General features: G+C 73.4%; 23 protein-coding genes. 11 read left to right on the top strand and 12 right to left on the bottom strand.

The features are described 5' to 3' along the window. Nucleotides 1–185: 185 nt before the first annotated feature. Complete coding sequence (putA, locus tag MKK64_RS21730) at nucleotides 186–3935, bottom strand: trifunctional transcriptional regulator/proline dehydrogenase/L-glutamate gamma-semialdehyde dehydrogenase (protein WP_243937214.1); 3750 nt, start codon at nucleotides 3933–3935, stop codon at nucleotides 186–188. 140 nt (nucleotides 3936–4075) lie between these two features. Here putA and MKK64_RS21725 point away from each other — a divergent pair, with 140 nt between their 5' ends. Next, on the top strand, nucleotides 4076–4537 hold the full coding sequence (locus tag MKK64_RS21725; protein ID WP_243937212.1) for an Lrp/AsnC ligand binding domain-containing protein: 462 nt from the start codon (nucleotides 4076–4078) through the stop codon (nucleotides 4535–4537). 16 nt (nucleotides 4538–4553) lie between these two features. On the opposite strand, the gene MKK64_RS21720 is transcribed toward MKK64_RS21725, so the two are convergent. Both MKK64_RS21720 and MKK64_RS21715 read right to left on the bottom strand, forming a co-directional pair. Further along, complete coding sequence (locus tag MKK64_RS21720) at nucleotides 4554–4961, bottom strand: hypothetical protein (protein WP_243937210.1); 408 nt, start codon at nucleotides 4959–4961, stop codon at nucleotides 4554–4556. A gap of 106 nt (nucleotides 4962–5067) precedes the next feature. Further along, nucleotides 5068–5352: a hypothetical protein gene (locus tag MKK64_RS21715; protein ID WP_147860344.1), complete on the bottom strand. Its 285-nt coding sequence runs from the start codon at nucleotides 5350–5352 to the stop codon at nucleotides 5068–5070. 321 nt (nucleotides 5353–5673) lie between these two features. Here MKK64_RS21715 and zwf point away from each other — a divergent pair, with 321 nt between their 5' ends. Then, complete coding sequence (zwf, locus tag MKK64_RS21710) at nucleotides 5674–7146, top strand: glucose-6-phosphate dehydrogenase (protein ID WP_147844613.1); 1473 nt, start codon at nucleotides 5674–5676, stop codon at nucleotides 7144–7146. Beyond that, a complete protein-coding gene (locus tag MKK64_RS21705; RefSeq protein ID WP_243937208.1) occupies nucleotides 7143–7499 on the top strand; it encodes a hypothetical protein in 357 nt (118 codons plus the stop codon). Before zwf ends, MKK64_RS21705 begins: the two co-directional genes overlap by 4 nt. Before the next feature lie 304 nt (nucleotides 7500–7803). Here the strand turns inward: MKK64_RS21705 and MKK64_RS21700 are convergent, their stop codons facing one another. Beyond that, the gene (locus tag MKK64_RS21700) at nucleotides 7804–8418 is read right to left on the bottom strand and encodes a hypothetical protein (RefSeq protein WP_243937206.1); all 615 of its coding nucleotides are present in this window, start codon (nucleotides 8416–8418) and stop codon (nucleotides 7804–7806) included. Between the two features lie 113 nt (nucleotides 8419–8531). Continuing rightward, complete coding sequence (locus MKK64_RS21695; protein WP_147729635.1) at nucleotides 8532–8759, bottom strand: hypothetical protein; 228 nt, start codon at nucleotides 8757–8759, stop codon at nucleotides 8532–8534. Nucleotides 8760–8900: 141 nt separating this feature from the next. Between MKK64_RS21695 and MKK64_RS21690 the strand changes: the two genes are divergently transcribed. Next, nucleotides 8901–9401 carry a hypothetical protein gene (locus tag MKK64_RS21690; RefSeq protein ID WP_243937204.1) on the top strand — a complete coding sequence of 167 codons (501 nt, stop codon included), beginning with the start codon at nucleotides 8901–8903 and terminating at the stop codon, nucleotides 9399–9401. Nucleotides 9402–9437: 36 nt separating this feature from the next. Here MKK64_RS21690 and mdoH read toward each other — a convergent pair whose 3' ends face one another. Beyond that, on the bottom strand, nucleotides 9438–11399 hold the full coding sequence (mdoH, locus tag MKK64_RS21685; RefSeq protein ID WP_409567993.1) for a glucans biosynthesis glucosyltransferase MdoH: 1962 nt from the start codon (nucleotides 11397–11399) through the stop codon (nucleotides 9438–9440). Nucleotides 11400–11637: 238 nt separating this feature from the next. On the opposite strand from mdoH, the gene MKK64_RS21680 reads away from it, so the two are divergent. Both MKK64_RS21680 and MKK64_RS21675 read left to right on the top strand, forming a co-directional pair. Next, entirely contained in the window at nucleotides 11638–13227 is a 1590-nt protein-coding gene (locus tag MKK64_RS21680; protein WP_279593302.1) for a glucan biosynthesis protein, read from the top strand. A 266-nt stretch (nucleotides 13228–13493) separates the two neighbouring features. Next, entirely contained in the window at nucleotides 13494–14189 is a 696-nt protein-coding gene (locus tag MKK64_RS21675; RefSeq protein ID WP_147729814.1) for a TetR/AcrR family transcriptional regulator, read from the top strand. A 486-nt stretch (nucleotides 14190–14675) separates the two neighbouring features. Here the strand turns inward: MKK64_RS21675 and MKK64_RS21670 are convergent, their stop codons facing one another. The 5 genes from MKK64_RS21670 to MKK64_RS21650 form a co-directional block, all read right to left on the bottom strand. Next, a complete protein-coding gene (locus MKK64_RS21670) occupies nucleotides 14676–15695 on the bottom strand; it encodes an ABC transporter ATP-binding protein (RefSeq protein WP_243937200.1) in 1020 nt (339 codons plus the stop codon). Next, nucleotides 15692–16672 (bottom strand): ABC transporter ATP-binding protein, encoded by a 981-nt coding sequence (locus tag MKK64_RS21665; RefSeq protein ID WP_243937198.1) that lies wholly within the window; start codon nucleotides 16670–16672, stop codon nucleotides 15692–15694. Before MKK64_RS21665 ends, MKK64_RS21670 begins: the two co-directional genes overlap by 4 nt. A gap of 238 nt (nucleotides 16673–16910) precedes the next feature. Beyond that, entirely contained in the window at nucleotides 16911–17759 is an 849-nt protein-coding gene (locus MKK64_RS21660; RefSeq protein ID WP_147860288.1) for an ABC transporter permease, read from the bottom strand. 86 nt (nucleotides 17760–17845) lie between these two features. Then, on the bottom strand, nucleotides 17846–18820 hold the full coding sequence (locus tag MKK64_RS21655) for an ABC transporter permease (RefSeq protein WP_243937196.1): 975 nt from the start codon (nucleotides 18818–18820) through the stop codon (nucleotides 17846–17848). Between the two features lie 253 nt (nucleotides 18821–19073). After that, complete coding sequence (locus MKK64_RS21650; RefSeq protein ID WP_243937194.1) at nucleotides 19074–20735, bottom strand: ABC transporter substrate-binding protein; 1662 nt, start codon at nucleotides 20733–20735, stop codon at nucleotides 19074–19076. Between the two features lie 313 nt (nucleotides 20736–21048). Here MKK64_RS21650 and MKK64_RS21645 point away from each other — a divergent pair, with 313 nt between their 5' ends. Further along, a complete protein-coding gene (locus MKK64_RS21645; RefSeq protein WP_147729101.1) occupies nucleotides 21049–21303 on the top strand; it encodes a hypothetical protein in 255 nt (84 codons plus the stop codon). Between the two features lie 71 nt (nucleotides 21304–21374). Here the strand turns inward: MKK64_RS21645 and MKK64_RS21640 are convergent, their stop codons facing one another. After that, complete coding sequence (locus MKK64_RS21640) at nucleotides 21375–21698, bottom strand: hypothetical protein (protein ID WP_147863032.1); 324 nt, start codon at nucleotides 21696–21698, stop codon at nucleotides 21375–21377. Nucleotides 21699–21949: 251 nt separating this feature from the next. Between MKK64_RS21640 and MKK64_RS28145 the strand changes: the two genes are divergently transcribed. The 4 genes from MKK64_RS28145 to MKK64_RS21620 all read left to right on the top strand — a co-directional run bounded on the left by MKK64_RS28145 (nucleotide 21950) and on the right by MKK64_RS21620 (nucleotide 25783). Further along, on the top strand, nucleotides 21950–22576 hold the full coding sequence (locus MKK64_RS28145) for a CatB-related O-acetyltransferase (RefSeq protein ID WP_279593300.1): 627 nt from the start codon (nucleotides 21950–21952) through the stop codon (nucleotides 22574–22576). A 102-nt stretch (nucleotides 22577–22678) separates the two neighbouring features. Next, on the top strand, nucleotides 22679–23845 hold the full coding sequence (gene argE / locus MKK64_RS21630; RefSeq protein WP_243937193.1) for an acetylornithine deacetylase: 1167 nt from the start codon (nucleotides 22679–22681) through the stop codon (nucleotides 23843–23845). A gap of 271 nt (nucleotides 23846–24116) precedes the next feature. Next, the gene (locus MKK64_RS21625; protein ID WP_243937191.1) at nucleotides 24117–25163 is read left to right on the top strand and encodes an aldo/keto reductase; all 1047 of its coding nucleotides are present in this window, start codon (nucleotides 24117–24119) and stop codon (nucleotides 25161–25163) included. A 146-nt stretch (nucleotides 25164–25309) separates the two neighbouring features. Then, a complete protein-coding gene (locus MKK64_RS21620; protein ID WP_147729221.1) occupies nucleotides 25310–25783 on the top strand; it encodes an SRPBCC family protein in 474 nt (157 codons plus the stop codon). Nucleotides 25784–25964 lie beyond the last annotated feature (181 nt).

Raw genomic sequence — 25964 nt, 5'->3', positions numbered from 1 at the left:
CATTTCGATGACACGGCCACACTGCTGGCATATCGCCGACCAGACCTTGCCCGCGCCGCGCCGACCCCGTATCCCACCCGGGTTCCTTCACGAGACCGGAACCAACTCAGGGCGCACCTCTGCCAAGAGGCGCGCCTTTTTCGTCGGCGCCGATCCCGGCACGGGCGCTGCCGGATCGCATGGGATCATGCGTCGAGCGCCATCAGGCTGGCGTTGCCGCCCGCCGCCGCCGTGTTGATCGACACCGTGCGTTCCGCGAACAGGTCCGAGAGCTCGTAACCCGCCTCCGGATCGGAGGCCGTGGGGATCGACAGGATCGTGAGGATCGGCCCGTCGCGCTCGGCGATCCGGCGGACCAGCCCCGCGAGATCGGCCCGCCCGCCCGCGTGCAGCACCCCGCCGAGGCCGGGGGCGCCCGCGGGATCCTCGGCGGGGACGATCCTCCGCAGGACCGCCGCGGGCAGGCCGTCGAGCAGGCCCGACGACGCCCGCTCCGCCGCGATCACCGCGCGCTGGCCGGTGGCCAGGATCGCGCCGAGCTGGCGCAGGGTTCCCGCCTCGTCCGAGGCGAGCGCCGCGATCGGGCCGCGCGGGCGGAGGCCGTAGCTGTTGCGCTCGCCGACCGGGCCCGGCAGCACCGATTCGGTCAGCGCGGGCATCCGGGCGAGATCGCGCTCGACCCGGGACGCGACCTCGGCGTGGCCCCGCTGCCGGAGCCAGCCGATGTAGGCCCGAGCGACCGGATCGACGACCGCCTCGGCCGGGGACCGGGCCGCGTCGGCGGGGGCATCGGCCCAGGACGGGGCCGGGCGCGTCATCAGCCGGCGGAGGTAGCGCGGCCCGCCGGCCTTCGGCCCCGTGCCGGACAGGCCCGTGCCGCCGAACGGCTGCACGCCGACGACGGCGCCGATGGTGTTGCGGTTGACGTAGACGTTGCCCGCCCCGATCCGGTCGAGGACGCGCGTCACCGTCTCCTCGATCCGGCTGTGCAGGCCGAAGGTCAGCCCGTAGCCGGTGGCGTCGATGGCGTCGACGAGGGCATCGAGGTCGTCCCGCCGGTAGCGGAGCACGTGGAGAACCGGCCCGAACACCTCGGCCTCCACGTCCGAGACCCGGTCGATCGCGATCACCGTCGGGGGCACGAAGCTGCCCGCGTCCAGGGCCGGATCCTTCCGCCCTTGCGGGTTCTCGCCCCCTTGCGTGATCGCGTGGCCCCGGCTCCGCATCGTCTCGATGTGGCGGAAGATCCCTTCGGCCGCCTCGGCGGTGATCACCGGGCCGACGTCGACGGACAGGCGCCGGGGATCGCCCACCGCGAGCTCGCGCAGGGCCCCGTGCAGCATGGCGAGCGTCCGCTCGGCGATCTCCTCCTGCAGGCACAGGATGCGCAGGGCCGAGCAGCGCTGGCCGGCCGAATCGAAGGCGGAGGCGAGGACGTCCGCCACCACCTGCTCGGGCAGGGCGGAGGAATCCACGATCATCGCGTTCTGCCCCCCGGTCTCGGCGACGAGCGGCACCGGCCGCCCGTCCGCGGTCAGGCGGTCCGCCAGCGTCCGCTGGATCAGGCGGGCGACGGCGGTCGAGCCGGTGAACATCACGCCCTGGACCCGGGCATCGCCGACGAGCGCCGCGCCGACCGCGCCCGCACCGGGCAGGAGATGCAGCACCCCCGCCGGGATCCCGGCCTCGCCCAGCAGCCGCACCGCCTCGGCCGCGACGAGCGGGGTCTCCTCGGCCGGCTTGGCAAGCACGGGGTTGCCGGCCGCGAGGGCGGCCGCGACCTGCCCGGTGAAGATCGCGAGGGGGAAGTTCCAGGGGGCGATGCAGGCGACCGGGCCGAGGGGCCGTGCCTCCGGGCCGCAGACCCGTTCGGCCTCGCCGGCATAGTAGCGCAGGAAGTCCACCGCCTCCCGCACCTCGGCGACGGCGTTCGCCAGGGACTTGCCCGCCTCCCGCACGATCAGGCCGAGCAGGACCGGCATCCGCGCCTCGAAGGCGTCCGCGGCGGCGCGGAGCAGGCCGGCGCGGAGGGCCGGCGCCGTCGCCGCCCAGCCCGGGGCCGCCGCCGCTGCGGCCGCCAGGGCGCGGGCGATGTCGGCGGGCTCCGCCGCGCGCACGCGGCCCACCACGTCTGTGCGATCGGCAGGGTTGAGGACCGGGTCGCGGGCCTCCGCGGCAGAGCGCCCGGACGGGACGGCGGCCCAATCCGCGGCGGCACGCGCCGGCAGGTCGGCGGCGAGCCGGGCGAGCACGGCCTCGTCGTTCAGGTCGAGCCCGGCCGCGTTCGGCCGCCCGGCGCCGAACAGGTCGCGCGGGGCCGCGATCCGCGGGTGCGGCGCCCCCGGCGGGCGCATCGCCCGCACCGTCGCGACCGGATCGGCGACGAGGTCGTCGAGCGAGACGGAGGCGTCGGCGATGCGGTTGACGAAGGAAGCGTTCGCGCCGTTCTCCAGGAGCCGCCGGACGAGGTAGGCGAGCAGGGTCTCGTGGGTGCCGACGGGGGCGTAGATCCGGCACGGCCGGTCGAGCCCGCCCGGGCCGACCACCGCCGCGTAGAGCGGCTCGCCCATCCCGTGCAGGCACTGGAACTCGTAGTCGCCGGGCCGGAAGCCGGGGCCGGCCATCTCCAGGATGCTGGCCACGGTCTGCGCGTTGTGGGTCGCGAATTGCGGGAACACCGCGTCCGGCGCGGCCAGCAGCATCCGGGCGCAGGCGAGGTAGGACACGTCGGTGTGGGCCTTGCGGGTGAAGACCGGGAAGTCGGAGAGCCCCTCGACCTGCGCCCGCTTGATCTCGCCGTCCCAGTAGGCGCCCTTCACCAGCCGGACCATCAGGCGGCGGCCGCTCCGGCGGGCGAGGTCGACGAGCCAGTCGACGACGAAGGGGCAGCGCCGGCCGTAGGCCTGGATCACGAAGCCGAGCCCGTCCCAGGCCGCGAGGTCCGGGTCGGTGGCCAGCGCCTCGAGGATGTCGAGGGAGAGGTCGAGCCGGTCGGCCTCCTCGGCGTCGATGTTCAGGCCGATGCCGTACCCCCTGGCCAGCACGGCCAGCGCCTTCGCCCGGGGGATCAGCTCCGCGAGCACGCGGGCGCGCTTCGTCCGCGTGTAGCGCGGGTGCAGCGCCGAGAGCTTGATCGAGATGCCCGGCCCCCCGATGACGCCCCGCCCGGCCGATTCCCGCCCGATGGCATGGATCGCCGCCGCGTAGGCGGCCTGGTAGCGGGCGGCATCCGCTTCCGTGGCCGCGGCCTCCCCGAGCATGTCGTAGGAATAGGCGAACCCCTTCGCCTCGTTGGGGCGCGCCCGGCGCAGGGCCTCGGCGATGGTCTCGCCCATCACGAACTGCTCGCCCATCAACCGCATGGCGAGGTCCACGCCCCGGCGGATCAACGGCTCCCCGCCCCGCCCGATCAGGCGCGTCAGGGCCGCGGACAGGCCGCGCTCGCGCGTCGTCGCGGTGAGCTTGCCGGTCACCAGCAGGCCCCAGGTCGCCGCGTTGACGAACGGCGAGGGGCTGTGGCCGAGATGGGCCCGCCAGTCGCCGGGGGCGATCTTGTCGCGGATCAGCGCGTCGCGGGTCGCCGCGTCCGGGATGCGCAGCAGGGCCTCGGCGAGGCACATCAGGGCGACGCCCTCCTGGCTCGACAGGTCGTATTCGTGGATCAGGCCCTCGACGCCGCCCCGCTTCGCCGTCCGCCGCAGGCCCGCGACCAGGCCGCGCGCCGTCGCCGCGACGCGCGACGCCGCCTCGGGCGGAAGCTGCGCGCGGTCGAGGAGCGGCGCCAGGCACGCCGCCTCCGGGCGCCGGTGCGCCGCGACGATCGCCGCGCGCAGCGGCGACGACGCGGGCAGGTCGTCGGCGAGATCCGTGAAGGACGGGCGGGCGGGCACGACGGGCCGAGGGGAAGACACGATCGACGACGACACGATCGACATGGCAGACCCCGCCTCCCTCCGCCGCCGGCCGCCGGCCGCCGGCCGGGCACGGACCACTTTGTAGCCGCGGCGGCGCGGTGCTAAAATCCGTGGGTCGCGTCGAAGACCGGCGGATTCCCCATCGGAATGGCGTTCTGCGCGTGAAGACCACCGATTCGACCGATGCCGCCATCCTGCGCATCCTGCAGCAGGACGGGCGCATCGCCACCGTCGACCTCGCCGAGCGGCTCAGGCTCTCGCCCACCGCCACGGCCGAGCGCCTGAAGCGGCTGACCCGCGCGGGCTACATCACCGGCTACGGTGCCCGCCTCGATCCGGCGATGCTCGATCTGGGATTGCTGGTGTTCATCGAGGTGCTGCTCGACAAGACCACCGGCGCGGTGTTCGACCGCTTCTCGCAGGAGGTCCGCCGCGTGCCGGAGATCCTGGAATGCCACATGGTGGCCGGCGGCTTCGACTACCTGCTCAAGGCCCGGGTGAAGGACATGGCCGCCTACCGCCGCTTCCTCGGGCAGGTCATGGTCGACCTGCCCGGCGTGAAGGAGACGCGCACCTACGCGGTGATGGAGGAGGTCAAGACGGACAGCCCGCTGCCCGTGTGAGCCGCGACCGGGCGCGTCAATGCCCCGAATGGCGCACCGCCATCTTGAGGCGCTGGTCGACGTCGTCGATGCGGGCGGCGACGCCGCGGCGGATGCATTTGCCGAGGGTGTCGCCGGCGAAGAAGCCCAACGTCGCCTCCTGCTCGCGGCAGGCGGCGGTCGGCGGCCAGGCCAGGTAGATGCCGGCGATGGCGGCGATGGCCACGAGCTCGACCACGAGCCAGCCGCCCCAGCCGAGGCGGAAGCCCTCGCGCCGGCCCGCGCCGTGCCGGCGCTGGCGCAGGGCGTCCGCGGCGCGGGCCCCCTCGGGCGTCGGGCGCACCGGCTCCTGCGCGGTGCGGGCGATCCGGTCGAGGCGGGCGCGGGCCGCCTCCGCCTCGGTGGGGGTGGGCTGCGCGTCGGTTCCGGGGGGCGGGGCGTGCATGGTCGGCTCGTTCGAAAGGGCGGGCGGGCGGCGCGGGTCGCGTCGTCGGGGCGGGTGTCTCGGGGGGCGTCGCCTCGTCCGAGGCCGTCCCGTGCGCGGCGCGCGGTCAGTTCATCGCGCGGCGCAGGGTGCCGAGGTCGTCCGGCAGGGACAGGGCGCGGTTCAGCATCTCGTTGCGGGCGCAGGCGCCGGCCTTGAGCAGCTGGCCGAGGCCGCCGCCCGAGCGCGACCCGCAATCGGTCACGAGGTAGCTCGCCGCGAACAGCGCGATCGGGGCGAGGAACAGCACGAGCTTGAGCAGCCCGAACACCCGCCCGATCGCGCTCCGGCGGCGGGGCCGCGCGTCCTCCCAGTCCGCGTCGCGATCGAACCGCTCGTAACCCTGCTGCATGGCCGGACCGACCTCCCGGAGACCCGCGTGCGACCGCGCGAAGACCGGCGGCGACATCGTGAGGATGATGGTCCCATTTGAAGATCTCGCTAAGCGACGTGCTTAACGGCACCGGACCCGCCGCATCCGTCCCCGCCCGCCGCTTCGCCGCCCTTCTCGGCCGCCCTTCTCGGCCGCCCCTCTCGGCCGCTCCTCGGCGAAGCCGTCGCGAACCTTGGCGAAGCAATTGCAAAGGCCTAAGCCGCGGGGTGTGATCGGGCCGGCGGCGCGAGCCGCCCGCCGGCGGACCGCCACGCCGCCGCATCGAACCGGGAGCAGCCCTTGGCCACCATCATTCCCGTCGCCTCCTTCGACTACGTCGTGTTCGGCGCGACCGGCGACCTCACCACCCGCAAGCTGCTGCCGGCCCTGTACCACCGCTACAAGGACGGCCAGATCCCGGCCACCTCCCGGATCATCGGCGCCTCGCGCTCCGAGCTCGCGGTCGAGGCGTTCCGCGCCCGCACGCAGGACGCGCTGAAGCGCTTCGTGGCCCCCGACGACCTCGACCCGGAGACGCTCGCCGCCTTCCTCGACCATCTCGACTACGTCGCGGTCGACGGCGCCGGCGACGACGGCTGGACCGAGCTCGTGGCCAAGCTCGACGAGCGGCCGGACCAGGTGCGCCCGTTCTACCTCGCCACCTCGCCCGACCTCTACGGCTCGATCTGCCGGAACCTCGCCAAGTTCGGCCTGGTCGGCCCGAAATCCCGCGTCGTGCTCGAGAAGCCGATCGGCAAGGACCTGACCTCGGCCCGCGCGATCAACGACGCGGTCGGCGAGGTGTTTCCCGAGGAGCAGATCTTCCGGATCGACCACTACCTCGGCAAGGAGACGGTGCAGAACCTGCTGGCGCTGCGCTTCGCCAACACGATCTTCGACCGGCTCTGGACGGCCGACGTCATCGACCACGTCCAGATCACGGTGGCCGAGACCGTCGGGGTCGAGGGCCGGGCCGGCTACTACGACACGTCCGGCGCCCTGCGCGACATGCTGCAGAACCACATCCTGCAGCTGCTCTGCCTCACCGCGATGGAGAGCCCGCTCAACCTCGACGCCAACTCGGTGCGCGACGAGAAGCTGAAGGTGCTGCGCGCCCTCAAGCCGATCACCGCGGGCGACGTGCAGCACGTGACGGTGCGCGGCCAGTACGTCCAGGGCGCCGTCGACGGCAAGCCGGTGGAGGGCTACCTCAACGAGCTCGGGCACGACAGCCGCACCGAGACCTTCGTCGCCTGCAAGGTCGAGGTCCAGTCCTGGCGCTGGGCCGGCGTGCCGTTCTACCTGCGCACCGGCAAGCGGCTGCCGCAGAAGCTGTCCGAGATCGTGGTGCAGTTCCGCGCCGCGCCGTTCTCGATCTTCCCGGAGGAATCGTTCGGGCGCGAGCCCAACCGCCTCGTCATCCGCCTGCAGCCGCAGGAAGGCATGAAGCTCGAGGTGATGACCAAGGATCCCGGCCCCGGCGGCATGCGCCTGCGGCCGACCAACCTCGACATCTCGTTCGAGGAGACCTTCAAGCAGCGCTATCCCGACGCTTACGAGCGCCTGCTGATGGACGTGGTGCGCGGCAACGCCACCCTGTTCATGCGCCGCGACGAGGTCGAGGTCGCCTGGGCCTGGGCCGACAGCCTGCTCAAGGCCTGGGCCGACCGCCGCGAGCCGCCGCGCGCCTACCCGGCCGGCAGCTGGGGCCCCACCGCCGCCATCGCCCTGATCGAGCGCGACGGGCGGACCTGGCACGAGGAGCTGCGGTGACCGCACCCGCCGCCCGGCGCCGGCTCGCCCTCGCCCTGACGCTCGCCTGCCTCGCCCACCCGGCCCGGGCGCAGGGGCCGGCGACGGGGCAGGATGATGCGCCGAGCGGGGGCGGGGGACGGCCCGACACCCGCGCGCTCACCTGCGCCGCCGCCGCGGGCCTCGTCGCCCGCGCAGGCGCCGTGGTGATGAGCACCGGCCCGATCACCTACCTGCGGATCGTGCGCGACGGCGGCTTCTGCACCATCGAGGAGACGACGCGGCCCGATTACGAGGCCACCCGCGACGAGCGGCAATGCTTCGTCGGCTACCGTTGCGTCGAGCGGCTGCAGGAGGGCCGCGAGGGACCTTGAGGGGGAGGAAACCTTGAAATTCCGGCCTGCGCGTGCCTTATTCCGTGCCTGGGGACGGATCGCCTGAGCGGCTTGCCGCGATAGCCCCAGGCCGCCGACGACGGGCAACCGCAGTCGGTCCACGCGCAACGCGAGATAGCCAAGTGTCCCGGCGAGTGATGGCCCCTCCTCCCCGTGAGCGAGGGGCCTTTCACGTCCGGAGCCGTCCCGAACCGTGGATGCCGGCCCGCCGGAAAGGGCGCGGTCCTGTCGTGAGATCGCATCTTCCTCATGCGAGCCGGGCTCCACCGCGCTTGAGAATGCCTCAGCGCCGCGCCCGGGGCCGCACCCGATCACCCTGGTACACCTTCGCGCACAGGACCGCGAAGCTGATCTTGGTCGTGCCGGCCAGCACCCGCCGCCGATCCTGCACCGGGTACGCGCTCTCGACGACGATGAGCAGTTGCTGCCGATGCCCGGCCGCCGCCCGGCGGAGGCTGAAGTACATCGGATAGCACGCGCCATCGGCCAGCACGACGTTGGTGAGATAGACGTAGTTCCGATCCGTCGGCGTCTTGTAGACCGAGGCACCCGGCAAAGCGTCGACGATGGCCGGCAATCGGCGGGACAGTTCGTGCCGCGCGGGATCGTATGCGCGACGGCTCCGATGGTCCCAGATCGGGTGCTGGCGGTCGTGACGTTCGTCGTTGAAACCGACGGTGAAGCAGTGATTCGAGAAGCGTACCTCGATCGACAGCGCACGGCCGATCTTGTCGACGAAGAACGTCAGACGGCGTGGCTCCAGATGGGCAAGGTCGAGCCTCACGCCATCGATCACGTGGTCGAAATAGGCCATGGCCCATTCCGGATAGGTCTTCGGGCCGAGGCCGCGCAACCGGCAAGGCTTGCATGCCGCAAGGCTCGCCACCGAACCCGTCATGGCCACCGGCCCGAGCGAATCGGGAAACGCAAGAGCCTGGCGGAGATCGCCGCACCGGTTCGCGGCACCGTCGCGTGCGCGAACCGGATCTCGATCCGCCCCGCCGCCCGGCGTCAGGCCGCCGGGACGCCGATCAGCTCGGCCTGGAGGCCGCCGAGATAGGTGGTGAGCCGGGCCGAGATCGCCGGGTCGGCGCACTGGACCCAGAGCGGCACCGGCAGGGCGGCACGCGGGCAGCGCAGGATGATCCGCTCGGCCGACAGGGCGGCCTGCCGCTCGCTCGCCGCGGCCAGGAGCTTCGAGCCCGTCGGCGTTCCGATCATGATGGCGATGCTCGTCATGCCGGGCCAACCCGTGAGCGGGCCGTCCGTTGCCTGCCGCCGGGGGCCGGGACGGCGTGTCGCGTGCGCGATCCCGATTCCCGGTCTACCCTGTCGCCGCCGCGGCTCATGAGCCTCGGCCCCGAGGGAGGATGGAACGCCGTGCGACGCCTCCTGAAGTTCCTGCACACGATGGGCGCGGTCGGGCTGATGGGGGCGTTGGCCTGCCTGCTCGTGCTGTTCGCGTTCGTGCCGCCGCCGGCCGACCGGGCCGGATACGCGCTGATGCGCGGCGCCATGGGCGCGGTCGCCACCTGGATCTTCCTGCCCGCGCTGGCGCTGACGCTGCTGGCCGGCCTCCTCGCCCTGGCGCAGCGCGCCTTCCACCGGGCGGCCTGGGCCTGGGCGAAGCTCGCTACCGGCGTGCTGATGTTCGAGGGCGGCCTCGTCTACGTCCAGGGGCCGATGCGGCAGGAGGCCGACTTGAGCGCCGAGGCCTTGGCCGGCCGCCTCGACCCGGCGACGCTGGCCCAGACGCTCGGGCCGGAGCGCAACACCCTGTGGCTGCTGCTGGTCGTCGCCACCGCCAACGTGGTGCTCGGCGTCTGGCGCCCGCGGCTGATGCGGCGGGCGCCCGTCGGGCAGACGGCGGCGCGCGGATAGGGCCGGCAGTACGCCCGCCCCGGCCCCCGTCCGGCGTCACGCCTCGTCGGCGGCCGGGACCCAGAGCGGCCCGCGCAGCACGGGGGCGCGCTTGGGCGGCGGCAGGGCGCGGCTCCCGGCGAGGTCAACGAGCTCGGGCGCCTGGGCGGTGTCGTCGACGGTGAGGAACAGGCCGCGGGCGCGGGCCGCCCGGCCGAGATCGGCCCGGCTGGTCAGCACGCTCTGGGCCGGGCTCGTCAGCAGCGCGATCACCACCGGCGACAGCCACAGGGCGAGCCACGGGTCGCCGACCAGCGCCAGCGCGAGGCCGGCGAGCGCGCCGACCACGAGGGCGTCGGCCTGCAGGCGGCAGGCTTCCGCCCAGCTCACCTTGCGGTCGTCGCGGGCCTGGGCGTCCCAGCGCACGACCCGGCCGAAGAAGGTCGAGATCACCGCGCCGGCGGTGAACAGCGTCATCACCGGCCAGAGCAGCACCCAGATGCCCTGCTCGAGCGCCGCGCTCGCCAGCAGCGAGCGGGTGCCGCCGAAGGCGTCGCGCCGCGCCTTGGAGGCGAGCACGTGGCCGAGGCTCAGGAGCTTCGGCAGGGCCAGCACCGCGAGGGTGAGCGCGGCGAGCCCGTGCGCGGCGGCGCCGGTGCCGGTCAGCCCGTAGCCGAGCAGGCCGAGCTCGCCGGTGCGCGCGGCCAGCCACGCCCCCGCGACGAGGTAGGCGATCCACAGGGGCAGCACCCCGTAGGAGACGATGCCGACGGCGAGGTGCCAGCGGCTCGCCGCGCGCAGGCCCGGCCAGGGCAGGACGCGCAGGTGCTGCATGTTGCCCTGGCACCAGCGGCGCTCGCGCCCGAGGAGGTCGACGAGGTTCGTGGGCATCTCCTCCCAGGTGCCGTCCATCTCCGGCAGCAGGCGGACCTCCCAGCCGGCGCGGGCCAGCATCCCGCCCTCGACGATGTCGTGGCACAGGATTTCGCCGCCCAGGGGCGCCCTGCCCGGCAGCACCGGCAGCTGGGCGTGGTCGGCGAACGCCGCGACCCGCAGGATCGCGTTGTGGCCCCAGTAGCTCCCGTCCGGCCCCTGCCAGGTCTCCAGGCAGCGCAGGGCCAGCGGCGCGTATAGCCGCACCGCGAATTGCTGGATGCGGGCGAACAGCGTGTCGCGGCCGGCGGCGTAGGATACGGTCTGGATCAGGCCGGTCGCCGGGCTCTCCTCCATCAGCCGGGCGAGGCGGCGCATCGTGGCGCCGGTCATCAGGCTGTCGGCGTCGAGCACGATCATGAAGTCGTACTGGTCGCCGTAGGTCCTGGTGAACTCGGCGATGTTGCCGGCCTTGCGCCCGATGTTCTCGGTGCGGCGGCGATAGCGGATCCGCGGGATGCCGGGGCCGGCGGTCTCGCGCCAGGCCTGGATCCGGGCGAACTCGTGCTCCTCCACCGCCGCGATCGCGCCGTCGCGGGTGTCGGAGAGGACGAAGAGGTCGATGTCGCCGCCGAGGGACTCGTCGCGGGCACCGTCCCGCGCGGCGTCGCGGGCGAGCGAGCGCGCCATCACCCGCAGCGCCGCGAACACCGCCACCGGGTCCTCGGCATGGATCGCCACCACGGCCGCCGTGCGCGACAGGCCCGACGCCTGCGCCGGCACCGTCTCCGAGCAGCGCTCCAGGGCGGATTTCGCCCGCGCGCCGAGGCCGGCGGCGATCAGGCCGTAGAGGTACTGCCACGCCACGAACGACTGCCAGGTCATCACCACCGCGAACAGGACCAGCACGGTGCGGGCGAGCCAGGCGCCGGTCGGGTCGGCCGGGGCCGTGTAGGCGACGGCCGCCAGCCACGCGATCGCCGCGCCGGTGGCGAGCGACGGCACCGCGAGCGCCAGCCGCCGCCCGCGCAGCGAGCCGATGCGCCCGGCGCGCTGCCAGGTTTCGGCCGCGCACCTCTCGACAGGGCGCCCGTCGGCGTGGGAGGCCGGCACTTTCGTGGACGGAATGGGGCGCGTGGCGGGCATGGAGCGCATCGAACTCGAAGGTGAGGACCACCCGCCGGAGGCGGGGCCGCAGCGCGGCGCCGGCGAGGGCCGGGGCGACGGGCCGGGGCCGGGCCTGCCGGCGCGAGGAAGCCCCGAGGCCTCCCCGCGATCGGCCGCCAGCTTGTCCCCCTCCCGCCGCCGCGTTCTCCGCACGGCCCTGACCGCGATGGTCGGCAGCGTCGTTCCTAGCGTCATCGATCTGAATGAGGCCCGAACGATGGCGCAGGAGCGGCAAGCGGTGACGGACGGGCCGACCACCTTCGCCACGGTGTCCGCGATGGCCGAGCGGCTGGCCGGCGCGCCCTACGTCGCGCCGCCCGAGGACCTGCCGGGCGCCCTCGCCGGGCTGACCTACGACCAGTACCGCGCCATCGTCTTCCGCCCGGCGGCGGCCCTGCGCCTCGGGCGGCACTTCAGCGCGCAGCTGTTCCACCGCGGCTTCCTGCAGCGCAAGCGCTGCGCGCTGTACCTGCAGCCGAAGGCCGGCCCGGCCCAGGCGGTCGCCTACGAGCCCGGCCTGTTCGAGCTGGGCCGGGCGCTCGACGGCCAGAGCTTCCCGACGACGCTCGGCTTTGCCGGCTTCCGACTGCACTTCGCCGCCACCGAGACCCCGCCCGGCCGCCCGCGCGGCTTCCAGGAGGAGTTCCTGGTGTTCCTCGGCGCGTCGTACTTCCGCCTGCGCGGCGAGGGCCAGGAATACGGGCTCTCGGCGCGCGGCGCGGCGATCGGCACCGGCTCGGCCGCGGGCGAGGAGTTTCCCGACTTCACCGCCCACTGGATCTGCGAGCCGGAGGACGATGCGAAGACGATCACCGTGCTCTCCCTCCTCGACAGCCCGAGCCTGTCCGGCGCCTACCGCTTCGAGATCGCGCCGGGCGACCCGGCGCACATCCATGTCACCGCCGCGCTCCACCCGCGGAAGGACATTCCCCAGCTCGGGCTGGCCCCGCTCACCAGCATGTTCCTGCACGGCCAGAACGGGCCGGGCGCGCGCGGCGCCAAGCCCTTCGACGACTTCCGGCCGCAGGTGCACGATTCCGACGGGCTGGTGGTGCGCTCCGGCGCCGACCGGCTGTGGCGCCCGCTGGTCAACGGCCGCCCGAGCCCGCAGATCTCCGCCTTCCGCGCGGCGCCGCTCTCCGGCTTCGGGCTGATGCAGCGCGAGCGGACCTTTGCCGCTTACCTCGACGTCGAGGCGCGGCAGGAGGCCCGGCCCGGCCTGTGGGTCGAGCCCGCCGCCCCCGCGACGAAGCCCGAGATGGTCGCGGCCGGCGCCTCGCCGCGGGCCGGCGACGCGTTCGCGGCCGGCCAGGTGCAGCTGTTCGAGATCCCCTCGGTCGAGGAGTACATGGACAACATCGTGGCGGCCTTCGTGCCGGACGCGCCCGTCCGCCCCGGCCACCCGATCGCGCTCGCCTACGGGCTCACCACGGTGGGAGCCGAGCCGGTGCCGGCGCTGCCCGGCACCCTCGCCCGCGTGATCTCGACCCGCATCGGCTCGCCCGACCGCCTGCGCCCGGTCGACCCGCCGATCCCCGGCCGGCGGCTGTACTGCATCGACTTCGCGGGGCCGGACCTGCCGCAGGGCGCCCTCGACGCCGAGGGGGCGGGCGTCGCCGCGATCGTCTCGGCCAGCGCCGGCACGATGCACGATCCCGTCGCCGCGCCGGTGCCGCAGACCGGGGGCTGGCGCATCTACGTCGAGTGGCGCCCCCCCGCCGCGATGCCCCCGGGCGACGTGGTGCTGCGCGCCCACCTCACCCGGGCCGGGCGCCGCATCAGCGAGACCTGGGACGCGGCGGCGTAGGCGCGCGCGGGCGGGCGAACCCCGGAAAGGCCTCCCTTCGCCCTCGCCCCTCCGGAGGCGGCCCTTCCCGACCTCGGCGGGCGCGCACGGAGCGCGGGCAGGCCCCGGATCCGTGCGGGGCCGGGGGGAGGCGCGGCCGCCCGCGCCTCGGCATCGGTGTTCACCCCAGGTTGCCCTCGGCGCGCCGACCCGTCAAACCTTGACGTCTCGTCGCGACAACGTTCGGCGGATGGGGACCGACGCGGGGGAGGAAGGGCGGAGCCAGCGTGGACGGGGACGATTCCGAAGGGCCGCCGCGCCGCCGCCGCCACCTGCCGGGTGCGGAGCGCGAGCGGCAGATCGTCGAGGCGGCGACCCGCTTCTTCGCCGAGCAGGGCTTCGGCGGCCAGACCCGCGAGCTGGCCGCGCGGATGGGCATCACCCACTCGGCGATCTTCCGCTACTTCCCCACCAAGGAGGCGCTGATCGAGCGGGTCTACGACCGGGTCTTCGTCGCGCGCTGGAACCCGGATTGGGGCCCGATGGTGCGGGACCGCAGCCATCCGCTGGAGGCGCGGCTGGTGCGGTTCTACCAGGAATACGCCGCCCGGATCTTCGACTACGAGTGGGTGCGGATCTTCGTGTTCGCCGGCCTGCGCTCCGTCGACATCACCCCGCGCTACCTCGCCATCCTGCGCGAGGCGCTGATCCTGCCCGTCTGCGCCGAGTTGCGGGTCGAATTCGGCCTCGCGCCGCCCGAGGTGCTGCCGTTCCAAGAGCGCGAGATCGAGGCGGTCTGGGCGCTGCACGGCAAGGTGTTCTACATCGCGGTGCGCAAGTACGTGTACAACCTGCCGACCCCCGACGACGTCGGCCCGATCCTCGCCGACGACGTGCTCGTGTTCATGCGCGGCGCGCCGACGCTGTTCCGGGCGATCCACGCGGACGCGGCAGCGCTGCGCGGGTCGGCGGAGCCGGGCTGACACAGGTTCGAACGGATCGTTCGCATCGCCGACTCGGCCCCCTCTCCCGAACGGGACGAGGGGACCCGCGCCGCCTCCGGCTGAAGCGGGGATCCGCGAACCCGACCACGCTGGCGAAGCGGCGCGATCGCATCGTCCCTATCGGAACGCCGCCCGGTCACGGCGCGCGCGCTTCGCGAAGCGTCCATTCTCCGGATACGCGGCGTCGAACTCCGCATCGAATGCCTTCGCGATCAGATCGGCGAAGGCGATTTGCACGTGACTGGGTCGCGCTCTCATCGGCCGGCATGCGTTGTACGGGTTTCCTCGAAACCGGCACAACAGAACCGCAGGGTCCGAACCTCGTGGCCGGGGTGTGGACGCGGCCCCGAGGCGAAGGTGCCGGGCGGCCGATGGACGACCGCTCTCGGGGGACATCGACGGCCGTCCGCAGGCGCGGCATGGGCCGGATGCAGGCCATCGTCATGAAGGCCATCCGCCGACATCTCACGCCGTGCGGTCGCCCGCCCCGAGCTCGCCGCGGTCCCGGTGGCACGCCACCTCATGCTCCGGCCCTACCGAGCGGCGCAGCGGAAGCTCGGTGCGGCAGACGGCGATCGCGGCCGGGCAGCGCGGGTGGAACGGGCAGCCGGGCGGGGGCGCGAGCGGGGACGGCGGCTCCCCGGGGAGCGCCTGGAACCCGCGCTTGCCCGGCACCAGCTTCGGCGTCTGGGCGAGCAGGCTGATCGTGTAGGGGTGGGCGGGGGCGCAGAACAGGGTCTCGGCCGGCGCCACCTCGACGAGGCGGCCGAGATACATCACCGCCACGCGCGAGGCGACGTGGGCGATCACCCCGAGGTCGTGGCTGACGAATAGGTAGGTCAGGCCGAGGTCGCGGCGCAGCTCCAGGAACAGGTTCAGCACCTGCGCCTGGATCGAGACGTCGAGCGCCGCCACCGACTCGTCGCAGACCAGCATCCGCGGCTTCACCGCCAGGGCCCGCGCGATGCCGATGCGGGCGCGCTGGCCGCCGGAGAACTGGTGCGGGTAGCGCGCCATCGCGTCGGCCCCGAGGCTGACCCGGGCGAGCTGGTCGGCCACGTAGGCGCGCTTGTCGCGGGCCGCGACGAGGCCGTGGGCGACGGGGGCCTCGCCGACGATGTCGAGCACCCGCAGGCGCGGGTTGAGGGACGCGGTGGCGTCCTGGAAGATCATCTGGACGGACAGCGCGGCCGCGCGGCGCTCCGCGGCGCTCGACCCGGCAAGGTCGCGCCCGTCCCGCAGCACCCGGCCCCGGCTCGGGGCGTGGAGGCCGGCCGCGAGCCGGGCCAGGGTGGATTTCCCGCAGCCGGATTCGCCGACGAGCCCGACCACCTCGCCGGCCCCGATCGCGAGGTCGACCTCGGTCACGGCCTGCACCGCGCTCGGAGGCCGGCGCTCGCCCAGCAACCCGGCGAGCCGGGCGGCCAGCGACGGGCTCGACCCGAACCGCTTCGAGACGCCCTCGAGGCTGACCAAAGGTTTCACGTGAAACGCGCCGGCTGGAGGGGATGGCGGCAGAGGGCGAACCGCGACGGCTCGGCGCGCGCGGTCGGCGGCGGCGCGGCGCAGTCCGGCGTGGCGCAGGCGCAGCGCGGGGCGAAGGCGCAGCCCGGCGAGCGGTCCGTCAGCGCGGGCGCCATGCCGGGGATCTGCGCCAGCGGCACGCCGCGGGCGTTGCGGCTCGGGGCGGAGGCGACCAGCCCGGCGCTGTAGGGATGCAGCGGCGCCTCGATGACGTCGGCCACCGGCCCGGCCTCGACGATGCGGCCGGCATACATCACGCAGAGCCTGTCGCCGAGCCCGGCCACCACCGCGAGGTCGTGGGTGATCCAGATCAGGGCGGTGCCCATCTCGGCGCAGAGCGCCTGCGCCTCGGCCAGGATCTGCGCCTGGATCGTCACGTCGAGGGCCGTCGTCGGCTCGTCGGCGATGAGCAGGGCCGGCGCGTGCAGCAGCGCGATGGCGATGGCGATGCGCTGGCGCATCCCGCCCGAGAGCTGGTGCGGATAAGCGCGCAGGCGCGCGTCGGGTGCCGGGATCCCGACCTTGACCAGGGCCTCGCGCGCCCGCGCCCGGGCGGCCGCCGCCCCGACGCGCTCGTGCGCGCGGATCGCCTCGACCACCTGGGTCTCGACCCGCAGCACCGGGTTCAGGGTGGTCATCGGGTCCTGGAAGATCATCGCCATCCGCCTGCCGCGCAGCGGCCGGAGCTCGGCCTCCGGCAGCCCGGCGATGTCGCGGCCCTCGAGCAGGATCCGGCCGCCCGAGACCCGGCCGGGCGCCTCGATCAGCCCCATCAGCGCGAGCCCGGTCACCGACTTGCCCGAGCCGGATTCGCCGACGAGCCCCAGCACCTCGCCGCGGCCCACGGTGAGGCTCACCCGGTCGACGGCGACGTGCTCGCGCCCGCCGGCCTTGAAGCTCACGCTGAGGTCTTCGAGGGCGAGGACGGGGGCGGTCATGACGCGTTCCCCTGCCCGACGCCGCTTGCCTCCCCCCTCTGCGGGCTCGCGGAGGCGCGCATGCCCGCGCGTCGGCAGACGGACGGATTGCGCGAAGCACCACGCGGCCCCCTCTCCCGAACGGAAGAGGGAACCCGCGCCACTTCGGGAATGCGTGGCGAAACATGTGACCGCGATCGCCCGCCGGGGCCGGAAGGGATGTGCACGGACAGAATTCTTCGGCCGGTCCCGGAGGCCATCAATCCGAAAACCTCGGGTTCAGCACGTCGCGCAGCCGGTCGCCGACGAGGTTGATCGCGACGATGACCGCCACCAGCGCCAGGCCGGGGAAGGTCGAGATCCAGTACTTGCCCGAGAGCAGGTAGTCGTAGCCGTTCTTGATCAGCAGCCCGAGGGAGGGCTCGGTCACCGGCACGCCGACGCCGAGGAAGGACAAGGTCGCCTCGAGCGCGATGGCGTGCGCCACCTGCATCGTCGCCACCACGATCACCGGGGCCGAGCAGTTCGGCAGCAGGTGGCGGAAGATCAGGCTGCGGCGCGGCAGCGCGAGCGCGCGGGCGGCCTCCATGTACTCGCGCCGGCGCTCGACCAGGGCGGTCGCCCGGATGGCGCGGGCGTAGTAGGCCCATTGCACGGCGATCAGGGCGATCACCACCTTGTCCACGCCGCGGCCGAAGGCGGCGAGCAGCACCAGCGCGATCAGGATCGCCGGGAACGAGAGCTGCAGGTCGGCGAGCCGCATCAGCACGGCATCGACCCGGCCGCCGGCGTTGGCCGCGAGCACGCCGATCGTGGAGCCGAGCGTCGCCGCGACCAGGGTCGCCGAGAGGCTGACGACGAGGGAGACGCGCAGGCCGTAGAGGATGGCCGAGAGCATGTCGCGCCCCTGCGCGTCGGTGCCGAGCGCGTACAGCATCCCGGAGACGCTGCGGCTGCCGGGGGGCAGGGTGCCGTCCATCACGTCGAGGTTGGCGAGGTCGTAGGGGTCCTGCGGCGCGATCCAGGGGGCGAGGCAGGCGGCGAGGACCGTCAGCACCAGGGCCGCCAAGCCGAGCGCCGCGCCGGGGCTGCGGAGGAACGCGCGCACGTGCGCCCGCCAGACCGGCTCGGCCGCGGCGGCGACCGGCCGCGCGGCGGGCGGCCCGCCGGCCGTTGGGAGCGTCTCGCCCGTGCTCACGCGGCCTCCGACAGGCGGACCCGCGGGTCGAGGGCGGCGTAGATCAGGTCGACGATCAGGTTGATGACCACGAACAGGCACACGGTCAGCATCAGGTAGGCGACGATGACCGGGCGATCGAGCCGGTTGATCGAGTCGATCAGGAGCTTGCCGATGCCGGGCCAGGCGAACACCGTCTCGGTGACGACGGCGAAGGCGATCATCGAGCCGAGCTCGAGGCCGATCACGGTGACCACCGGAAGCAGGATGTTCTTCAGGACGTGCACGCCGACGATGCGGGCCGGCGACAGCCCCTTGGCGCGGGCGAAGCGCACGTAGTCCTGCAGCATCGCCTCGCGGGTGCCGGCGCGCGCCAGCCGGATCACCACCGCGAGCTTGAACAGCGCCAGGTTCACCGCCGGCAGCACGAGGTGGCGCAGGCCGTCGAGCGTCAGGAGCCCGGTCTCGATGCCGAGCACGTTGACGGTCTCCCCGCGGCCGCCGGCCGGAAACCAGCCGAGCGTCACGGCGAAGACCAGCACCAGCATCAGGCCCTGCCAGAAGTTCGGCAGCGAGAACGCCAGGATCGAGCCGGTCATGATCGTCCGGCCGCTGCCCGAGCTCGGCTTGAGGCCGGCCCAGAGCCCGAGCGGCAGGCCGACCGCGACCGCGAGCATCAGGGCGGTGAGCGCCAGCTCCAGCGTCGCCGGCAGGCGCTGCAGGATCACCGACAGGGCGGGCTCGTTGTAGACGAACGAGCGCCCGAGATCCCCGTGCAGCGCGCGCCAGGCGAAGGTGCCGAACTGCACCGGCAGCGACCGGTCGAGCCCGAGCCGGGCACTGATGGCGGCGCGCTCGTCCGGCGTCGCGTCGGGCGCGGCCAGCATGTCGATCGGATCGGCGATGGCGTAGACGCCGACGAACACCAGCGTCGCCATCGCCGCGACGGTGACGAGCGCCTGGCCGAAGCGCTGGATCAGGGTGGTCAGCATGCAGGTACGCCGCCGAACGGGGCGCGGGTCCCCTCTCCCCGCACGCGGGGAGAGGCCCGGCTGCACCCCGTCGTGCAGCCGGGAAGCGCAGGAGAAGCCGGAGCGATGGTGAGGGGACGCGAACGGACGAGGCTCCGCCGTCGAAGCCCCCTCACCGTCGGCTGCCGCCTCGCCGCGCCGACGACGCGGTCGTCGCGGCCCTCTCCCCGCGTGCGGGGAGAGGGGATGCCCGGCGCCCGGAAATCCCGATCCCTCACTTCACCACCGCGACGTCCATCGCCAGCGTGTACTGGTCGATCCGCGGCGTGTAGCGCAGGCCCTTCACCGTGGCCCAGGGGGTGACCTCGAAGTGGAGCGGGATCAGCGGGTAGTCCGTCATGGCGAGCGCGGAGGCCCGGCGCAGCAGGGCGGAGCGCTCATTCTCGTCGAAGGTGCGCATCGCCTCGATGGTGAGGCGGTCGACCTCGCGGTTGCAGTAGCGGCCGCGGTTGGTGAAGCCGCGGCCGGATTCGGGATCGAAGCACAGCAGCAGCGAATTCAGCGAGTTCGACATCTCGCCGGAATCGGCGCCCCAGCCGGCGAGGTAGGCCGAGAACGAGAAGGTGTTGCGCCGGGTGAAGAAGGTCGACGCGGTCGCGGCGTCGAGGCTCGTCTTCACGCCGATCCGGCTCCACATCTGGGCCACCGCCTGCGCGATCTTCTCGTCGTTGATGTAGCGGTCGTTCGGCGTGCCGAGCGTGATCTCGAAGCCGTTCGGGTAGCCGGCCTGGGCCAGGAGGTCCTTAGCCGCCTTCGGATCATAGGCGACGACGGGGAAGTCCTTGGTCGTGCCGGCCAGCGGGAACGGCAGCAGCTCGCCCGCGCCCTGCGCCACCCCGCCCATCACCCGCTCGACGACGGCCTTGCGGTCGATCGCCTTGGACAAAGCCTCGCGCACGCGCCGGTCGAGCAGCGGGTTCTTCTCCGGCGGCGCAGCCTTGTCGGTGCCGCGGATCGTCGGCGTCTTCCAGCCCGGGCCGTCGAACTGGTCGAGGTGGATGTAGATGATGCGGTTCGACAGGCCCTTGGCGACGGTGAAGCCCGCCGCCTCGATCCGCGGCAGGTCCTGGATCGCCGGGTTCTCGATCAGGTCCGCGTCGCCGGCGAGCAGCGCCGCCACCCGCGGGCCGGTGGAGACGATCGGCTTCATCGTCACCGTGTCGAAGGCGGGCGCCGCGCCCCAGTAGGTCGGGTTCCGGGCCAGCACGACCTGGGTGCCGCGCACGTACTCCTTGAGCGCATAGGGGCCGGTGCCGACGGCGACCTTGGGGTTGCCGAAATCGGTGGATTTCGGCGGCGTGCCCATGCCGGCGCACCCGCCCTTGGCGAAGGTGACCGGGCCGGGCGCGCCCGAGGCCTTGGCGCTGAGCATGCCGAGCGCGGTGATGTTGGTCGGCAGCAGCGGCAGCGGCTCGGCGGTCCTGATCACCACGGTGAGCGGATCGGGCGCGGTGACGCTCTCGAACGGCCGGACGAAGGTGGCGAAGGAGGAGGGCGAGTTCTCCACCAGCGGGATGCGGCAGAAGGTGTAGATCACGTCGTTGGCGGTGAACGGCGTGCCGTCCGAGAAGGTGACGTTCGGGCGCAGCCTGAACGTCCAGGTATGCGCGTCGTCGGCCGTCCAGGCGAGCGCCAGCGCGGGCAGCACCGTCATCGCGGGGTCGGTGGTGACCAGGCCCTCGAAGATGTGGCGCCGCAGCGCGTTGTTGGGGCCGAGGTTGTGGAAATGCGGGTCGATCGACGTGGCTTCCGCGGCGAGGCCGATGCGCAGGTCGCGCGCCGCGGCGCCCAGCGGCCCGCCCGCGGATGCCAGCGCCCATCCGCACAGGACGGCGCGCGACAGGGTCCGGCACGGACGGCGGCGCGTCTCGATCATCGACGGTTCCGTGTAGAAGGAGCGGGCACGCAAGGGTGGCGCATCGACGGCGCGAGAGCATTTTCGAGCGAGGCGGCGTCCGGCTCGCGTGAAGACAATGCGATCCCGCACCCTGGATAGAGCCTGTTTCGTGATCCATCGATCACGGGACAGGCTCTAGCGTCAATCGTGCCAATCCTCGGGTCGGAGCGTTTTCAGGCGGGGCGGATGCCGTCTCGCGTGTGACGATGCGACCCCACAAGAGGTGCGACCCGGTTTCGCGATCCGAGGATCGTGGGCCAGGCTCGCGCCACACCGGTCAAGGACACGCGCAATGGGTATGAAGACGACGTTCGTGGTCCAGACCTTCGTGGTCAAGCGCAAGCGCCTGGTGCCCGGCGACCGCGAGGTGGCGCCGACCGAGAGCGGGGCGCTGAAGAAGGCGGAAGCGATGTCCGGGCGGATGCCCGGCACCGCGGCGCTGAAGGTGGTGGCCGACGACGAGACCGGCGAGCTGGAAAGCGCGACGATCCTGGCGAGCTTCGGCGAGGTGCCCGAGGACTTCGCGGAGAGCCTGCAGGGCGGCTGACGGCACCGGGAACGCGAAAGGCGGAGCGGGCCGCCCGGCCCGCTCCGCCTCGATCAGGGTCCGCGCGGCCTTCAGCGGCCGCTGGGCGCCGCACCGCTGCCGGTGGTGCCGTTTCCGCTGCCGCTGCCGGCGGGCGAGCCCGCGGTGCTGGTCGAGGGGCCGCCGCTGGCGCCGGGGGGCGGCGCACCGGCGCCCGGGGCCATGGTGCCCGAGCCGCCCATGGTGCCCGAACCGCTCATGGTGCCGCCGGTCGATCCCGCCGTGCCCGCGCCGCTGCCCGAATTCACGGTGCCGCCCGCGCTGGGCCCGGCGCCCGGGCTGCCGGTCTGGGCGAAGGCGGTGCCGCCGAGAGGCAGGATCAGGCAGGTGGCGAGCGCGAGAATCTTGTACGACATCAAGTTTCCTCCTGGTTTCTATACGGGAGCAACGGTGTCGCGGCCGGCTTGTTCAATATCGATCGCTGCAGCCGCAGGTTCGGGCCGCCCCCGGGCGGCATCGCAGGGCGGCCCTGATCGCCCCTTCCATCCTCCCCCGTGCCGCCCGGCGCTTTGACACGGGGGAAGGCATCGCGGACACGGTAGAAAGGCATCGCAGGCACGGGAAAGGCATGGCGCGACCCGCCGGCGCCGACGGGGAGCCCCGCCGCATGATCGAGCCCAAACCGGTCTTCGACGACCTCACCGCCTTCCACCTCGCCCGCGGCATCGCGCGCTGGGGCTGGACCGTGGGGGCGCACAGCTACGGCAATCCGCGGGTGCTGGAGCCGGAATCGGCCCGGCTCCACATCGGCCGGTTCTGCTCGATCGGGCCGAACGTCACCATCGCGCTCGGCAACCACCGCACCGACCTCGTCACCACCTATCCGTTCAAGGCGCTCGCCGCCTTCTGGCCGAACGCGGCGGCCGGCGCGCACGACCACGCCACCCGCGGCGACGTCGTCCTCGGCGACGAGGTCTGGCTCGGGGCCAACAGCATGATCCTGTCGGGCGTCACCATCGGCAGCGGCGCCGTGGTCGGCGCGGGCGCGGTGGTGCGCCGCGACGTGCCGCCCTACGCCCTCGTCACCGGAAACCCGGCGACCGTCCTGCGCTACCGCTTCGATCCGGAGACCATCGCGCGCCTGCTGGAGGTGTGCTGGTGGGCCTGGGACGACGCCCGGATCGCGGACCACCTGCCGCTGATCCTCGGCGCCGACATCGCGGCGTTCCTGGCCCGGGCCGAGGCCGCGCCGAAGCGCCCGCGCCGGCCGCGAAAGCCGAAACCCGCCGGATGAGCGCCGGCCGGCGTGCGAGCCGCGCCGTTGCGCGCGGGGGCCGGTTCTCGCTATCCCTCCCGGCACCACCCCCGGCCGCCGCAGCCCGGCACGAAGGACCGAATGCAAGCCGCACCGACGCCCACGGACATCCTCGCCACGCTGGTGGCGTTCGACACCACCAGCGCGCTGACGAACCTGCCGCTGGTCGACTGGGTCCAGGATTTCGCGGGCTCGCACGGCGCCGCGGTCGAGCGGGTGATGGACGAGACGGGGGAGAAGGCCGCCCTGTGGATCACGGTCGGGCCGGCCGGCGTGCCGGGCTACGTGCTCTCCGGGCACAGCGACGTGGTGCCGGTGGCCGGCCAGGACTGGAGCCACGACCCGTTCCGGCTGACCGAGGCCGACGGCCGGCTCTACGGGCGCGGCACCTCGGACATGAAGGGGTTCGTCGCCGTCTGCCTCGCGCTCCTGCCGGAGATGGCGGCGGCGCCCCTCGTCCGGCCGCTCCACCTGGCCCTGTCCTACGACGAGGAGGTCGGCTGCCTCGGCGTGCGCCCGCTGATCGCGCGGATGCGGGCGATGGGCCTCGCGCCGCTGGGATGCTTCGTCGGCGAACCGACCGGGATGGCGGTCGTCACCGGGCACAAGGGCAAGCACGCCGCCCGCGTCACCTTCCGCGGCAAGGCCTGCCACTCGGCGCTGGCGCCGGCCGGCGTCAACGCGGTCGAGTACGCCGCGCGCTTCATCCTCCACGTCAGGCAGATGGCCGACGCGCTGGCGGCGTCCGGCGCGCGCGATCCGCTCTACGACGTGCCCCACACCACCGGGCTCAGCAGCGTCGTCCACGGCGGCACCGCCCTCAACATCGTGCCGGACCGCTGCAGCGTCGACTTCGAGTTCCGGGCCATCGGCGCCGACGATGCCGGTGCGCTGGCCCGGCGCGCGATCGCCTTCGCAACCGAGACCCTCGCCGCGGAGATGGCCGCGCGCGATCCCGCCTGCGGCGTCGCGGTCGCCCCGCTGATCGATTATCCCGGCCTCGAGACCGCGGCCGATTCCGCGCTGGTGACGCTGGCCAAGCGGCTCGCCGGCCGCAACGGCCACGCCAAGGTCTCGTTCGGCACCGAGGGCGGGCTGTTCCAGGCGCTCGGCGACGTGCCGGCGGTGGTGGTCGGCCCGGGCTCGATCGCCCGCGCCCACAAGGCCGACGAATTCATCACGCTCGCCGAGCTCGACGCCTGCGCCGCCTTCGTGCGCCGGCTGATCGCGGAGAGCTGCGCCGGGTGAAGGGCCGCTCAGGCGGCGCAGGACGCGCGCCTGGGTCGATCCGGCGATCGACGCGGCGTCGGGCGGCCCTATCTGTCCGACCGAAGCATTCGATCGCGCATCCTTCCCGCCGTCATTCCGGGGCGCCGCAGGCGAGCCCGGAATCCAGATCCGCCGACGGAGCAAGCCGGGTCACACCCGGCTGCTCTGGATTCCGGGCTCTGCTTCGCAGCTCCGGAATGACGTTCGGGGGACGGTCGGCGAAAGGATGCGCTCTCCGACAGGAAACCCCATGCGCCAGAACAAGCTCGGCCGGACCGGCCTCTTCGTCTCGGAACTCTGCCTCGGCACGATGACCTTCGGCGGCGGGGAAGGGATGTGGCGGCAGATCGGCGCGCTCGACCAGGCGGAGGCCGAGCGCCTCGTCGGCCGCGCGATCGATGCCGGGATCAATGTCGTCGACACCGCCGACGTCTACGCCGAGGGCCTGTCCGAGCAGATCACCGGCCAGGCGTTGAAGGCCCTCAAGGTGCTGCGCGAGAACGTGGTCGTCGCGACCAAGGCCTACGGCCCGACGGGGCCGGGCGCGAACAGCCGCGGGGCCTCGCGGGTGCATCTGCTCGACGCGGTGAAGGCCAGCCTGAAGCGGCTGCAGCTCGACCACATCGACCTCTACCAGATCCACGGCTTCGACCCGGCGACCCCGATCGAGGAGACGGTGCGGGCGCTCGACATCCTCGTCCAGCACGGCCACGTCCGCTACGTCGGCGTCTCGAACTGGGCGGCCTGGCAGATCGTGAAGGCGCTCGGCATCTCCGAGCGCGAGGGGCTGGCCCGCTTCGAGAGCCTGCAGGCCTACTACACGCTGGCCGGCCGCGACCTCGAGCGCGAGATCGTGCCGATGCTCCGGAGCGAGCGCCTCGGCCTGATGGTCTGGAGCCCGCTCGCCGGCGGCCTGCTCTCGGGCAAGTATTCCGGCGACGCCGCCGGCGAGGGCCGGCGCGCCGCCTTCGACTTCCCGCCGGTCGAGCGCGGCCGCGCCGAATCCTGCATCGACGCGATGCGGCCGATGGCGGCCGCCCGCAACGTCTCGATCGCGCAGATCGCGCTGGCGTGGCTGCTGCACCGGCGCGTGGTGTCGAGCGTCATCGTCGGCGCCAAGCGCCTCGACCAGCTCGACGACAACATCGCCGCGACGCAGATCGAGCTGAGCGAACCCGAGCTCGACGCCCTCGACGCGGTCAGCGTGCTGCCGCGCGAATATCCGGGCTGGATGTTCGAGACGCAGGGGGCGCGGGCCAAGCAGCTGGCCGAGGCCGGGCGCAGGAATGCGCGCTAGCGAGAACCGACGGGTGCCGGCCGGCGATCTCCGCATCCCGGCCGCCATTGCCACGGCGGGGGTCGAGGCCTAGCTCGTGCGGGCCCCCTGAGAGGGCCGGCGCCGGGAATACCGGCGCGCGCCGCCTATCGTCGGAGACGCCCATCATGATCCGGACCCTCGCTCTGCCCGTCCTCGCGCTCGTCGCCGGCACGGTGCCGGGCTACGCCATCGACGTCGCCAAGACCGCCACGGTCGCCGCCCCGCCCGCCAAGGTCTGGCAGGCCATCGGCGACTTCTGCGGCATCGGCGACTGGCACCCGGCGGTGGAGAAGTGCGCGCTGTCCGAGAAGGACGGCATGAAGGTCCGCACCCTCTCGCTCAAGGGCGGCGGCACCCTCGTCGAGGAGCAGGTCTCCCGCGACGACAAGGTGATGAGCTACACCTACACGATCCTGTCCGGCCCGCTGCCGGTCTCCGACTACAAGTCGACGCTCTCGGTGGCGCCGGACGGCACCGGCTCGAAGCTGAGCTGGACCGGGACCTTCAACGCCAAGGGCGCCCCGGACACCGTCGCCACCGACGCGATCTCCGGCATCTACGAGTCGGGCCTGAAGGCCATCGCCGACAAGGCGAAGTAGGCCGGTTCGGTCGACGAACGAGCTGTTCCCTCCCCCCTCTGCGGGGGAGGGTGGCCCGCGAAGCGGGTCGGGAGAGGGGAACGACCTCTCTGGACAACGCGCTCCCCTCTCCCGACCCTCGCTGACGCGAGGCCCACCCTCCCCCGCAGAGGGGGGAGGGAAACCGCGATCACGCGAACGG

Source organism: Methylobacterium sp. E-025 (genome assembly GCF_022829705.1).
Taxonomy (GTDB): Bacteria; Pseudomonadota; Alphaproteobacteria; order Rhizobiales; family Beijerinckiaceae; genus Methylobacterium.
The sequence above is the reverse complement of the archived record's forward strand: the minus strand, read 5'-3'. Positions and strand labels throughout refer to the sequence as shown.

Coding starts and splice junctions, on each gene's coding strand:
- MKK64_RS21700 (WP_243937206.1), bottom strand. CDS start 8,418: ATGACGGGTTCGGTGGCGAGCCTTGCGGCATGCAAGCCTTGCCGGTTG.
- mdoH (WP_409567993.1), bottom strand. CDS start 11,399: ATGCCCGCCACGCGCCCCATTCCGTCCACGAAAGTGCCGGCCTCCCAC.
- MKK64_RS21680 (WP_279593302.1), top strand. CDS start 11,638: ATGGCGCAGGAGCGGCAAGCGGTGACGGACGGGCCGACCACCTTCGCC.
- MKK64_RS21640 (WP_147863032.1), bottom strand. CDS start 21,698: ATGTCGTACAAGATTCTCGCGCTCGCCACCTGCCTGATCCTGCCTCTC.
- MKK64_RS21665 (WP_243937198.1), bottom strand. CDS start 16,672: ATGACCGCCCCCGTCCTCGCCCTCGAAGACCTCAGCGTGAGCTTCAAG.
- MKK64_RS21645 (WP_147729101.1), top strand. CDS start 21,049: ATGGGTATGAAGACGACGTTCGTGGTCCAGACCTTCGTGGTCAAGCGC.
- MKK64_RS28145 (WP_279593300.1), top strand. CDS start 21,950: ATGATCGAGCCCAAACCGGTCTTCGACGACCTCACCGCCTTCCACCTC.
- MKK64_RS21720 (WP_243937210.1), bottom strand. CDS start 4,961: ATGCACGCCCCGCCCCCCGGAACCGACGCGCAGCCCACCCCCACCGAG.
- argE (WP_243937193.1), top strand. CDS start 22,679: ATGCAAGCCGCACCGACGCCCACGGACATCCTCGCCACGCTGGTGGCG.
- putA (WP_243937214.1), bottom strand. CDS start 3,935: ATGTCGATCGTGTCGTCGTCGATCGTGTCTTCCCCTCGGCCCGTCGTG.
- MKK64_RS21650 (WP_243937194.1), bottom strand. CDS start 20,735: ATGATCGAGACGCGCCGCCGTCCGTGCCGGACCCTGTCGCGCGCCGTC.
- MKK64_RS21620 (WP_147729221.1), top strand. CDS start 25,310: ATGATCCGGACCCTCGCTCTGCCCGTCCTCGCGCTCGTCGCCGGCACG.
- MKK64_RS21695 (WP_147729635.1), bottom strand. CDS start 8,759: ATGACGAGCATCGCCATCATGATCGGAACGCCGACGGGCTCGAAGCTC.
- MKK64_RS21715 (WP_147860344.1), bottom strand. CDS start 5,352: ATGCAGCAGGGTTACGAGCGGTTCGATCGCGACGCGGACTGGGAGGAC.
- MKK64_RS21625 (WP_243937191.1), top strand. CDS start 24,117: ATGCGCCAGAACAAGCTCGGCCGGACCGGCCTCTTCGTCTCGGAACTC.
- MKK64_RS21655 (WP_243937196.1), bottom strand. CDS start 18,820: ATGCTGACCACCCTGATCCAGCGCTTCGGCCAGGCGCTCGTCACCGTC.